Origin of the sequence: Pseudoalteromonas sp. SR45-1 (assembly GCF_014163655.1) — a bacterium.
Lineage (GTDB): Bacteria > Pseudomonadota > Gammaproteobacteria > Enterobacterales > Alteromonadaceae > Pseudoalteromonas > Pseudoalteromonas distincta.
Genome location: NZ_JACJDR010000012.1, coordinates 19978 through 33016 on the forward strand (window position 1 = coordinate 19978; position 13039 = coordinate 33016).

Consider the following 13039-nt stretch of genomic DNA (forward strand, 5'->3'; position numbering starts at 1 on the left):
ACCCCTTTTGTTAATACTGATTATATATTATACCAATTCGCTTAATTAAGTGATCTATTTTGAGGGAAGAAAATCGTGTCGATAACAAGGCAAAAATTTCGTTATTTAGTTGTTCTATATCAGAAATATTTAACGTAGTTAACGTCAGATTTAACCCCTCAATTGATTAAGTATTATTGCGAATTGGTATTACTCACCATCAACAATTATGCGTAGCATACGACGAAGTGGCTCTGCCGCGCCCCATAAAAGCTGATCGCCAACTGTAAATGCGCTAATGTATTTTGGTCCCATAGCTAATTTACGAATACGTCCAACAGGAATGCTTAAAGTGCCCGTTACTTTAACCGGTGTTAAGTCTGTGGCACTAATTTCACGCTCGTTTGGAATTACCTTAACCCACTCATTATGAGACGCTAAAATTTCTTCAATTTTTTCTACGCTAATATCTTCACGTAATTTAATGGTCATCGCTTGTGAATGACAACGCATAGCGCCAATACGAACACATAAACCATCAATTGGCACTGGTTGCTTAGAAGAGCCTAAAATTTTGTTGGCTTCTACTTGCGCTTTCCACTCTTCTTTAGACTGACCGCTTGGCATAGGTACGTCAATCCACGGGATTAAACTGCCCGCTAATGGCACACCAAATTGGTCTTGTGGTAAGTCTTTTGAAGCCATTGTTTCACTGACTATTTTATCAATTTCTAAAATAGCAGAGCTTGGGTTATCTAATTGCTCGGCAACACTTGCATGAATAGCGCCCATTTGTGCAATAAGCTCTTTCATATTTCGTGCACCAGCACCAGAGGCTGCTTGGTAAGTCATTGGGCTTACCCATTCAATTAGGTCTTGCTCAAATAAACCGCCTAATGCAAGTAGCATTAGCGATACTGTACAGTTACCGCCAACAAACGTTTTAACGCCTTGCTCTAAGCCTTGTTCAATAACATCTTTGTTTACGGGATCTAGCACTATTATGCTGTCCTCACTCATACGCAGTGCTGAAGCTGCATCAATCCAGTAACCATCCCAACCCGACTCGCGTAATTTTGGATATACCGCATTGGTGTAGTCACCGCCTTGGCAAGTAACAATAATATCCATTTTAGCAAGTTCGCTAATGTCACTTGCATCTAGCAATGGTTTTGCGTCGCCTGCTATATCAGGGCCTAGTTGACCCGCTTGTGAGGTGGTGAAAAAGGTGGTGTCGATATGGGCAAAATCACTTTGCTGCTGCATACGTTCTAATAACACAGAGCCAACCATGCCACGCCAACCGACTAATCCTACTTTTTTCATTGTTTGTTCCACTGTTTGATTCATAAAAGATGCCTTAATACATTAAAAATTAAATTCATTGCGTGAGATTTAATTTTCATTAACGTCAAAATAACACCACCAGCGCGCTAAAACTAGTGAATAAAGTAGAACTTAAATATTTTTCATAGTCATAAAAAGCCCTGTATTAAATACAGGGCTAATAGGTAATTAGGTTTTATTATATCCCCCTTCCTTGGGTAGAAAATTAAAACTCGTAGCTAAAGCTTAAACTAAACTCAGTGCCTTCTTCTTGACGCCAAAGTGTTAAGTTTTCTTGTTCAATTTCTTTTTCTTGGCCAAGTATATTTTTAACTTTAAAATTAACTTTAGTATTAAAGTTAGGGAAGTAAGAATAAACTAAATCAAGAGAATGAAATGACTTTTCTTCTGCGTCTTCGTTACCACGCGTACCTGGTACGATTATGCGCGGCCCAAACACGTTATAAACAACTGAGGTAGAATGAAAACCATCAGCAGAGTCATAACCCATTTGTAAGTTTGCTACCCATTCAGAATGACCAACTAAACGACGTTTATTATTAGTAACAATGTTAGAAACAGAGTCAGCTTCCAACGCCTCTTTTAGTTGTTGTTCAAATAATGAATCAACCCCATCAGCATCGTTTATGCCAAGCTCAACACTTGAATCCGATAGAGTAACGTTACCTGATAAAAATATGGCAGATAAATCATTATGAATAAAACTAAAGTCAGTTAAAAAGTCTACCTCAATACCTGTTAGTTCACCCGACTGCGCATTTGCTGTTAGTAATTGCGGAGCAGCTCCACCAACACCCGCTAACTCAACCATTTCAATTGGGTTTTCAATATCTTTATAAAACAAAGCAACTGATAGATTGTTTCCAGAAGGCATGTACCACTCAAACCTAAAGTCAGCATTTTTTAGCTTAGAGCTTTGAAGTGTAGGCGAGCCTCGCACTAAAAACTCTGTTAGTGGGTCAACATAATAAGTTGAGCTTACATCACGCATATCTGGGCGAATCGTCGTTTCACTTAAGTTTAAGCGAAACTGCATTTCTTCATCCATAATATAAGTAATTGCTAAAGAAGGAAAAAAGTTATCTTCTTTTATTGCAACTTCGCTCACTTCTTCAATTGTTCCATCAAAGAAATTAGTATGAGCCTGAAAAGGCACTGATATTTGAGAAAAGTCTTCCCAACGAATACCACCGGTTATACGCCATGTGTTTTCGTAGAAAAAGTCGGCCATAAAATAATAAGCGTCTAACTTATGTGCAGCGCTGTACTTATCACCATCTGCGGTACCATCATCAAAAATACCAGAGCCTGTAATACTTGTATAAAAATCACTATTAGCTAAATTTTCGTCAGAAAAAATTTGGTCTATGTTTGAGCCAAATGTATATTCATCTGTTATACCACGGTGCGTAATACCAAATTGAATATTACTTGCATCACGTTTTTTTTCAGAAAAATCGCCACCCACCTTAAGCTCTAACTCATAGCCATCACCATAAAACGGGATGCCCATATTCCAACCATACGTATCTACGTCATCATGCAAAGTTTGATAATCACGCGTTACGTTAGTAGCAGCAACATCTTGTAACTGCTCTGATTCAAATACACCATCATTTAAGTTAGTTTGAAAAACAACATCTAACGCACCTGGAGCATCCCTGTTGGCGCGGCTTGTACCTGCATACCAATCAAAAAATAAATTTTCTAATTCAGGAAAATTATGCGTCCCTTTGAGCTGCGTAGAGAACATTTCACGCTCTTCATACATAACGTCAACACGGCGTAACTCTGTAACACCTTCTTCAGACTCGTTAGCATCGAAAAAGTCACGATTACGCACTCTGTCACTCATATCATGAAGCGCTATATTCGTTAGTTCAAATTTATGGTTATTATTAAATTCATAACCTAAATTTAATGTGCCACTCCAACGAACGGTTTGTTCAGTAGATATGCCATCATAAGTTTGTGCAAAACATTTATCTTCGCAGCCCAAACTACCTAAATTTGTACCGCTTTGCTCTTTAACTACTTCCCATTCATTGTCATAGGAAACAGCGGCTAGAACGCCAAAAGTACCTACTTCAGACTCAAACCTATCACCTAGTGCTACTGAAAAATTCATGCCTGGATCAACGTCTTTCTCAGTAGGTCCAACTTGCCAATCTAGAGATTGTAGGAGCGCTTGACGCTGCTCAAGCGTAGTACTGCTGTCACCTTCAAGTCCTGCATCACTTTTAAGCGCTGTAGAAATTAATGAAGGTAAAGCACGTGTACCATCATCGCGCCCCATCCAATCATCATCACCACCACTGTAAAAATAACCGGTGTCACTGTTAGAGGTGTTATATGAAGTACCTAACTGTATTTTAAACAAAAAATCAGAAGGAATAGATTTGGTGCGTATATTTACATTACCACCACCAAAGTGCGCTGGCATATCAGGAGAAAACGATTTCTGCACACTTAAACTTTCAATAATATCCGATGGAAATAAATCCAGTGGAACAACTGATCGAGTGGGATCTGGGCTTGGAACATACATGCTATTAAGTTGGGTACTTGAATAACGCTCACCCAAACCACGAACATAAATATATTTACCATCGACTAAAGTTAAACCAGTCACACGACGAAGCGCTGAAGCTGCATCGCCATCACCTGTGCGTGATATTTGATCAGCACCCATAATATCAGCAACAAATGCCTGATTTTGACGCTCTTGTAGTACTGCGCCTGCACTACCTTTTAGTCGCTGGCCAACAGCAACTACTTCTTCTATTTCTTGCTCTTCGGCTTCGGCTGCTATAGCTGTGTTTACTGATAGCCCCATAATTGCAGCCATAACTGCGCAATTTAGTTTACATAGAACAAGAGAAGAGGGTTTAAAAGATTTCATTTTTATACTCCGAAACAAAACAAGACATTAGCCGAGCTTTCGCTCGGCTATAATGTGGTTTGGATTAAAGACCTACCTTAACCCAACCTGCTGTCCAGTCTGTTTGTGCATCCATTGCACCAATGTAATCTACTGAATCAAAGTAACTATCTAGGCTTGAAGAATCAAAACCATTACCTAACAGTAATGACTCAGCCGAAGGCATATATCCGTTATCTGCTAAACCAAGGTCTGTGGCTGCTTGCACAGAGTTACCTGTTTGGCCTAAGAACCAAGACTCAACATTACCAGTACCAATTGCTTGCGTACCAAAGTTATTTGCTGTTTCACATGCAACAACTGAGTGAGTAACAGTTAATGTACCATCCTCTGCGCGAGGAGCTGAATCTGAACCTACACGTAAACAATTTGAATAATCTGCCCCGCCTGTCACAACCACGTTTTTAAGCATACCCGCAGTGCCTGCACGTAGACGTATACCGTTAACCCCAACATTACCAATAATAGTAACATTAGAAATTGTAGGCATTGTGAGTGGAGTTGCACTTGAATCAAACTCAGAGTTATCCGCCTCAATTGCATTATCACCTGTTGAGTCAGCTTGCTTGATAAGTACGTATTGCGCTTTACCCGTCCAACCAAATGACCAATCTAGTGAGTCATCACCAATATTAGTTAAAACCAGGTGACTGATGTTTGCAGTACCACCGAAAAATTCAACACCATCGTCCAGATTTTCATGAACGTGAATGTAATCAAGCTCTGTTTGACGACCAACACCAGCAAGCGTAATGCCGTTTAACTCATCTCCGTTACCTAGCGTTTTACCTGCTTGTTTAACTGCCACGTATTTTAAAGTACCTGAGTTATCTTCTGGGTCATTACCACCAAATTGGCCAGCGTCACCTTCAGCAGACACACCACAGTTTGCAAGCTCATCAGCGGTAGCTTCGCCTTCTTGATCGCCACACGAGTTAGCCGGTGCATTACCTAAAAGCACTAAACCGCCCCATTGACCAATAGTCGTTTCGCCACCAGTAACATCTTCAATAGACGTCATAGTAATTGGCTGAGTTGCACTGCCCACAGCCTCTATTTTAGAACCACGGCGAACAACTAAAAAGTCATCACCCGACTCGCCAATAAGCGTAGTACCAAATTGAACATATAAAGTCGTTTCATCAGCGCGGTCATTACCTACGGCTGTACGGCCTTTTAGAATCCAATGGGCATCGTTAGTTAATGTTACGTCTGAAGTGAATACAACATCAGAAGTTAACTGATAAACTGGCTTGTCTGTGATTTCAGGAAAGCTCGCTGATACATCAGTAGCAAAACCCTGCTCTAAGGCGTTTTGAATATCATCAGGAAAACTTGGCGTTATAGCGACTGTCCAACCATCCATCCAGTTATTATCGCCATCAAACGCACCAATATAATCTGTTTTAGTAAAGAACGAATCAAGGTCTGACGAATCAACACCCGAACCTAATAATGGTGAGCTAGATTTAGGTGTAAAGCCATCGGTTGCTAAACTAAGGGCAGCAGCTGTAAGCGTTTGGTTACCTGTTTGGCCTTCAAACCAAGATTGAACGTTACCACCACCAATTGTTTCACTACCAAAGTTATTATCTTCACTACATGCCACTACTGAGTTTTCAATAGAAAGCTCTCCAGATTCTGCATTTGCTACAGAGTCAGAACCCACACGTAAACAGTTTGAGTAACCTTCAGGTCCTGTAATTACTACATTACGTAGAAAGCCCGCTGTACCTGCACGTAAACGAACACCGTTAGTACCATCAGCACCTACAATTGTTACGTTAGAAATTAGTGGCTTTGTTAAAGGTGTAGCATTTGAATCAAATTCTGAGTTGTCCGCTTCAATAGCGTTATCACCACCAACAGCACTTTGTTGAATATAAATATTTTGCGCACGACCAGTCCAACCAAACGACCAATCAAATGCATCATCACCAATATCAGTAAGTACTATGTTACGAACATTTACAGTACCACCAAAAAACTCAACGCCATCATCAAGATTTTGATGAACTTGGATATATTCTACTTTTGTTGCAGAGCCTACACCCGCAAACGAAATACCATTAAGCTCATCGCCGTTACCAAGAGTTTTACCTGCGTGCTTAACAACAATATAACGAAGAACACCTGAGTTATCATCGCTAATTTCGCCACCAAATTGCCCTGCATCACCTTCTGCAGATACACCACAGTTAGCAAGTTCTTCAGCCGTCGTTTCGCCAGTTTGATCGCCACACGAGTTAGCAGGAGCATTACCTAAAAGTACTAAACCGCCCCATTGACCAATTGTTGTTTCAGCGCCTGTTACATCTTCAATAGATGTCATTGTAATAGGTGCAGTTGCATTACCATTTGCGTTAATTTGCGAACCACGACGAACAACTAAAAAGTCATCACCTGATTCACCAATTAATGTCGTGCCGGCTTGAACATAAAGTGTTGTAGCGTCTGCACGGTCATTACCTACTGCTGTACGGCCATTTAAAATCCAATGTGCGTCATTTGTAAGTGTTACATCCGCTGTAAACGTTGTATCTTCAGCTAAGCGATATACTGGCTTATCTGTAATTTCCGGAAATTCACTAGATACGTCTGAGGCTAAACCTTGTGATAGCGCATTATCAATATCAGTAGGGAAGCCACCATTAATACCAACAGTCCAACCTTCCATCCAATTAGTTGAGCCATTAAATGCACCAACTTGCGTATTTGCAATAAGCGGCGAGCCAGCAAGAGGTGTATAACCGTTGTCATCTAGCATTAAATCAGCTGGGGTAAGTGTTTGGTTAGCGTCTTGGCCTTCAAACCAAGATTGTACATCGCCACCGTTAATAACTTCGCTGCCAAAGTTATTCGCTGCAGTTTGACAAGCAACAATAGAGTTTGTAATCGTAAGTGTGCCATCCTCTGCACGAGGTACTGAATCAGAGCCTACACGTAAGCAGTTTTCATAAGTAGCTGGGCCCGTTACAAATACATTTTTAAGAACCCCAGCAGTACCCGCACGTAAACGAATGCCGTTATTGCCCTCAGCACCCACAATTGTAACGTTTGAAATAGTAGGTAAAGTTAATGGTGTTGCACTTGAATCAAACTCAGAGTTATCAGCTTCGATAGCGTTATCGCCTACGTTAGCCGCTTGCTGAATATAAACGTTTGTAGCCGAACCCGTCCAACCAAAAGACCAATCTAGCGAATCGTCACCAATATTTGTAAGTACAACATTGCTCACATTAACTGTGCCGCCAAAGAACTCTATACCATCATCAAGATTTTCATGTACTTGAATATAATCAACCGTAGTTGCAGAACCAACACCGGCAAACGTAATACCATTTAACTCATCACCATTACCTAACGTTTTACCGGCTTGCTTAACAAGTACATACTTTAAAGTACCTGAATTATCATCACTGATATCGCCACCAAACTGACCAGCATCACCTTCAGCCGATACACCACAATTAGCAAGTTCATCAGCTGTTGCTTCACCTTCTTGGTCGCCGCAAGAATTTGCTGGCGCGTTACCTAATAATACTAAACCGCCCCACTGACCAATCGTTGTTTCTTGAGCTGTAACATCTTGAATTGAGGTCATTGTAATGGGCTGACTTACAGTCCCTACCGATTCAATTTGTGAACCGCGACGAACAACTAGGAAGTCATCTCCTGTTTCGCCAATAATCGTTGTACCTTGCTGAATATAAAGCTTGGCGTTATCTGCGCGATCATTACCAACCGCAGTACGGCCATTTAAGATCCAGTGTGCGTCGTTTGTTAACGATACATCAGTAGTGAACACGGTATCTGCAGCTAAGCGATATACGGGCTTATCTGTAATAGATGTAAACTCACTAGAAACATCAGTTGCTAAACCTTGAGTTAGTGCATTATCAATATCAGTAGGAAAGCCAGTGGTAGCATTTTGTGAATCATCACGTGATGACGTTTCACCACTTGTATCGCCACCGCCTTCAATAACGTTAGTTACTGTATCACCTTCATTAATAGTTGTGTCGCCTTCAGATACTACTAAGTCTCCACCACAACCAGCTAAAGATACTGCAGTTGCAATCAAACTTACTTTGAATAAGTCAGATAATTTCATTGTTCACTCCGTTAAAGTATTTAATTATTTTTTAGGTGCTCAAATAAACTCAAGTCACCATAAAACACTTAAATAATGCTTTAAGGTCACTTGAGTTTAGCTGCGGATACAATACGGGAGACTTATGACAAAGTAGTTACAGTTTAATAACCATAAGATGACAAAGGTAACTTATTTAAAATCAAATAATTGGATGCTTTTAGAGACGATAAAAACCGCCCTGAGGCGGTTTTAGTGTTGCGATTATGAACTGGTTTTACACGCGTTACTTGTTAATTAGTAAAGCGCTTTAAAATTTACAGTAAAGCTGTTCTAAGTGTTTCTGCATGCACTTTTTCGCGCTTTACATATTTGATCCACTGCTGTGCTAAACGCTGAGATTTTTTATGTTTTTCTGCCTGCTCAAACGCTAAAATTGATGCATCAAAATTTTGCATGTTGTACTGCGCCATACCCAGTGCAACAAATGCATTTGATTCAAAATCAAGGCCACCTTTATCAAGTGCTTTACGCGCTGCATCGGCGGCTTCTTCATATTGCTCTGTATTTACAAATACTTCGGCTAAACGTTGATCGTATTTACCGTGCTCAGATAAATCAGCAGCTTTTGCAAAGTAGGTAATAGATTTTTCATCTTCTTTAGCTTGGATCATCGCCTCGGCAACAAAAGCGTAGTTTTTTGCTGTTTTTTCAGCAATATCTTTATCAATGGCATCGCTCATCACTTTTGCAGCTTTAAACGCTAAACCATTGTATAAATACACTTGCGCTAATTGGCGTAAATCAGATTTAGAGGTTAAAAATCCTTGCTGGTAAGCGGCTTCAATTACCGCCAACTGTTGTTTTTCCCTACCTGTTTCACCATACATACCCGATAACTGCACCCAATACTCAGGCTTATTATAAAGCTTTACCATGCGCTCAAGCACTTCAACAACTTTGTCAGTTTGATTAAGCGAGTAATACATTGCACGCTGTAGTACTAACCAGTTTTCCTTAGGGATTTTGCCTTCGCTGTCGCTTAAAGCAATCACTTGAGATATGTACTCAAGCCCTTTTTTATAATCTTTTAACTGATAGTATGTTTGAGCCCTTAACAAGTAGTAGCCTTCTGTTTTAGGCTGAGTGTTAATACTGTCCCAATCATCTAAAAAAGAGATAACTTTAGTGTAATCACTATTAGCCATAGCCAGTTGAGCCAAGCTAAATGTAGTGCTTAAACGAAGTGACTCAGGAATGGCTTCCTCAGCTACCACTTTTTCAAACGAGGCAATCGCTTTTGGTAAGTCGTTTTCGTTGTAATAAATAAACCCGTAAAAGTTATGCATCATTGCCACTTCGTACGAGTTCATGCTTGCAGCTCGCTCTTGAATGCTATCAAGCGCTTCAAGTCCACCTTTAACATCACCATCGTCTGCAAGTTTTTGGGCACGAGCAAGCTGGCTATAAACCTTTTCACGTAGTGCTGGTACACGTTTCGTTTTTTGTTCTTGCTCTGCATATGCCGTAGCTACATGTAGCCCTGGAATTAGGCTTAGAGCACTTGGTGTAACAATACTTGTACTGATCACAGCGGTACAAAATAGTGTTAACTTTAAAAGTTTAGCTGTAGGTAGTAATTTCATAATCGCCTCGCATTTCTGTCCGTTTACTCGTGGTTAATTACTAATTAACCGCTAATTTGGAAAGATATTTTGTTCTGAACACCCGCAACTTCAACGGCTTCACCGTTTACTACGCGCGGTTTATATTTAAATTTAAGGGCTGCATCCATCGCGGCTCTATCAAAGAGTGACTCAGGCTCTGCTTTTACTACTTGTGGGTCGCGTACAGTGCCTTGTTTAGTTACTGTAAATTCAACAATCACGTAGCCTTCTATGCCACGTGATAACGCACGGCGCGGATAAACTGGGGCCACCTTTACAATCGGTAAGTATTCACCATCACTTGTTTCAAGTGCTAACCCGCCGGCTAAATTTACATCCGCATCTACATTGGCACCAAAGTCAAAGTTGTTAGCATTTGCTGTAGCATCACTATTTTGCATTTGCGGTGATTCCATTGGTGGTGGCGGCTCTTTTGGTGTTGGTGGCTTTTGTGGCTTACGCTCTTTTTTTTGTACGGTTTCTTCTTTTTTCAAGCGAACAAAATCAAGTACGTTACCCTTTACCGGATCCGTCATAGCGCCTTCACCGCCAGTGATCAGTGCCTGCATGCCTAAAAACAACATAAAGGTCACTACACCGGCTATCACTAATGCAACTAAATATCGCAACATAACTAGCCCTTAAGACGCATCTTGTGCGGCAATTGATACATCAAATGCGCCCGCCGCGCGCGAGGCATCCATCACCTTTATTAACATTTCGGTAGTGGCTTTTTTATCTGCTTGAATCACAACGCTACCTTGTGGATTTTCTGCTTTTAAACGCTCGATATTGGCTTGTACTGCGCGTACATCAATTTGACGTTTATTAATCCAAATCTCGCCTGTATCAGAAATAGCCACTAAAATATTAGCACGCTCTTTTTTAACAGCTGTTGCGGCTTCTGGGCGGTTTACATCAATACCGGCTTCTTTAACAAAAGAGGCAGTTACAATAAAGAAAATAAGCATGATAAATACAACGTCTAACATTGGGGTCATGTTTATTTCTTCAGCTTCGTCTTCTTGAAATAGGTTTCCTAACGGGGCTCTCATTTTTATTCTCCTAGGATAAGTGGCTTTATATAAGCCGCTTATCAAAATTTTGCTTAATGGTCTAAAACCATGCTGTCTTGTAGTAGTTCTACTTCGCGCTTAGCTTTTCGTTGTAAGTACGTTGAGGCAAATACCCCAGATAACGCACCTACCATGCCTGCCATTGTCGGAATAGTTGCTTTAGATACCCCTGATGCCATTGAGCGGGCACTACCTGTGCCAGTAATTGCCATTACATCAAACACTTCTATCATGCCCGTCACCGTGCCTAACAAACCAAGTAGCGGGCACAAAGCAACCATCACATTAATCAAAGAAAGATTGGTGTTTAAGCGCATACCAGCTCGCGATATCATAGCTTCGCGTATTTGCTCTGCATTCCAGCTATCTCGTTCTGCACGGTTAATCCAATTGGCTTTAAGAGCGTGTTTATAGCTTCTAAAACCATTAAAAAAGTAAATAAATCGCTCGAGTATCAATAACCACATCGCGAAGATTAACACCCCGATGACCAAGAGAACTTGGCCACCAGTGTCGAGAAAATCACGGATAGCATTGATTGAATCAATCAATAGCACCATGGTTTATGCTCCTTTCTCGCTTCGCTCTGCAATAATACCGGCGCTCTGCTCTTGAATAGTTAACAAGATATTTTTAGCGCGCGTATTAAGTAAGGTGTATAAAAATACCGTTGGTATGGCGACCACTAAGCCCAATACCGTTGTTACTAGCGCTTGAGAAATACCACCCGCCATAAGCTTAGGATCCCCAGTACCAAATAAGGTGATTGCTTGGAATGTATTGATCATGCCGGTTACCGTACCTAATAAACCTAATAGCGGCGCAACAACAGAGATGATTTTGATAAGTGTTAAATTACGCGTCACTTTTGGCATTTCACGTAAAATAGCTTCACTTAGTTTAAGCTCCAGTGTGTCGTGTGAAACACTTGGAAATTGATCTTTTACTTTCATTACGCGTCCAAGCGGATTGTCATCACGTGCAACTGTATCTTTAAGCTGGCGACGAATTTTACCGCCCATAATCAATAGTGAGAAAAAACGCTCAAGTGATATAAGAAGTGCAATAACACCCACGCCTAAAATCACATAACCCACTGTGCCACCTTGATGAACACGCTCTTGTGTATCAGGTGCTTGTACTAACAAACCAAGAATAGAGCCGCCTGTTGGGTCAAGTGCAAATTGCACCACGCCACTTTTAGTGCTTTGTAGCTCTTCTGCTGTTGCAGTAAAGCGCGATACAGGTTGACGTGTTAATTCACTCAAAGAATTAGTCGAGGAATTAAACTCTAAATACTTACCGTTTGATATAAGGTTAAATGCCCCCACTCGCACAACTTCTTGCTGTGCTTTAGTACCGCCTTCAACAATAACACTTGCGTTAAAACGACTTACTTTACCTTGCTCGGTCATTTCGCGTTGTAATTCAAACCATACTTTTTCAATATCTTCTATTGACGCAAGTTTTGAAGTTGAACCCATCTTTTGAGCAAGGTCATCCATAAACGTACTGCGCCCAGCAATCTGAGCAGATACTATTGATGTAGCAAATTTATTACTAGAATCCCCTGCTACTTGCTGTAACACGCCAAACAACTCTTTAAGCGAACCCATTCGTTTAGAAAGCGTGTCTGTTAAGTTAGCAAGTTTTACTTCGTTTTCTTCAAATTGCGTTTCTAGACGTTCAGATTCCACCAGCATTTGATTGCGCTTTGCTTGGGTATTTTTAAGTGTTTGTACTTGCTCGTTTTGGCGAGCAGCAAACTCTTGTTCACGTTGTTTATTCTGCTCGCTTTGAGCTGATTTACCATTTTCGAGCGTTTTAAGTAATGAATCTAAGTTCATTGGCTCTGCCGCTATACTTGCACCAGTAATGCTTAGGCTTGCAGCAAAAAGAGCTATTTTTGTCATTTGAGTAAACAATTTCATTTTCA

General features: G+C 40.7%; 8 protein-coding genes. All 8 read right to left on the reverse strand.

Annotation, left to right across the window (positions count from 1 at the left end):
• Positions 1–189: 189 nt before the first annotated feature.
• Positions 190–1329, reverse strand: a complete 1140-nt coding sequence (gene asd, locus H5089_RS13140) for an aspartate-semialdehyde dehydrogenase (RefSeq protein WP_004334779.1) — start codon at positions 1327–1329, stop codon at positions 190–192.
• Positions 1330–1531: 202 nt separating this feature from the next.
• A complete protein-coding gene (locus H5089_RS13145; RefSeq protein WP_182712381.1) occupies positions 1532–4228 on the reverse strand; it encodes a TonB-dependent receptor domain-containing protein in 2697 nt (898 codons plus the stop codon).
• Positions 4229–4292: 64 nt separating this feature from the next.
• Complete coding sequence (locus tag H5089_RS13150; protein WP_182712382.1) at positions 4293–8381, reverse strand: hypothetical protein; 4089 nt, start codon at positions 8379–8381, stop codon at positions 4293–4295.
• Between the two features lie 296 nt (positions 8382–8677).
• The gene (locus H5089_RS13155) at positions 8678–10006 is read right to left on the reverse strand and encodes a lipopolysaccharide assembly protein LapB (RefSeq protein WP_182712383.1); all 1329 of its coding nucleotides are present in this window, start codon (positions 10004–10006) and stop codon (positions 8678–8680) included.
• 44 nt (positions 10007–10050) lie between these two features.
• Positions 10051–10656: an energy transducer TonB gene (locus tag H5089_RS13160; RefSeq protein WP_024597386.1), complete on the reverse strand. Its 606-nt coding sequence runs from the start codon at positions 10654–10656 to the stop codon at positions 10051–10053.
• Between the two features lie 12 nt (positions 10657–10668).
• A complete protein-coding gene (locus H5089_RS13165; RefSeq protein WP_004334764.1) occupies positions 10669–11082 on the reverse strand; it encodes a biopolymer transporter ExbD in 414 nt (137 codons plus the stop codon).
• A 53-nt stretch (positions 11083–11135) separates the two neighbouring features.
• Positions 11136–11663 carry a MotA/TolQ/ExbB proton channel family protein gene (locus H5089_RS13170; protein WP_010552929.1) on the reverse strand — a complete coding sequence of 176 codons (528 nt, stop codon included), beginning with the start codon at positions 11661–11663 and terminating at the stop codon, positions 11136–11138.
• A 3-nt stretch (positions 11664–11666) separates the two neighbouring features.
• Positions 11667–13034 (reverse strand): MotA/TolQ/ExbB proton channel family protein, encoded by a 1368-nt coding sequence (locus tag H5089_RS13175; protein ID WP_004334754.1) that lies wholly within the window; start codon positions 13032–13034, stop codon positions 11667–11669.
• Positions 13035–13039 lie beyond the last annotated feature (5 nt).

Bases quoted from the DNA above. Each gene is read 5' to 3' on its own strand.
- H5089_RS13170 (WP_010552929.1), bottom strand. From the start codon at position 11,663: ATGGTGCTATTGATTGATTCAATCAATGCTATCCGTGATTTTCTCGAC.
- H5089_RS13165 (WP_004334764.1), bottom strand. From the start codon at position 11,082: ATGAGAGCCCCGTTAGGAAACCTATTTCAAGAAGACGAAGCTGAAGAA.
- H5089_RS13145 (WP_182712381.1), bottom strand. From the start codon at position 4,228: ATGAAATCTTTTAAACCCTCTTCTCTTGTTCTATGTAAACTAAATTGC.
- H5089_RS13175 (WP_004334754.1), bottom strand. From the start codon at position 13,034: ATGAAATTGTTTACTCAAATGACAAAAATAGCTCTTTTTGCTGCAAGC.
- H5089_RS13155 (WP_182712383.1), bottom strand. From the start codon at position 10,006: ATGAAATTACTACCTACAGCTAAACTTTTAAAGTTAACACTATTTTGT.
- H5089_RS13150 (WP_182712382.1), bottom strand. From the start codon at position 8,381: ATGAAATTATCTGACTTATTCAAAGTAAGTTTGATTGCAACTGCAGTA.
- asd (WP_004334779.1), bottom strand. From the start codon at position 1,329: ATGAATCAAACAGTGGAACAAACAATGAAAAAAGTAGGATTAGTCGGT.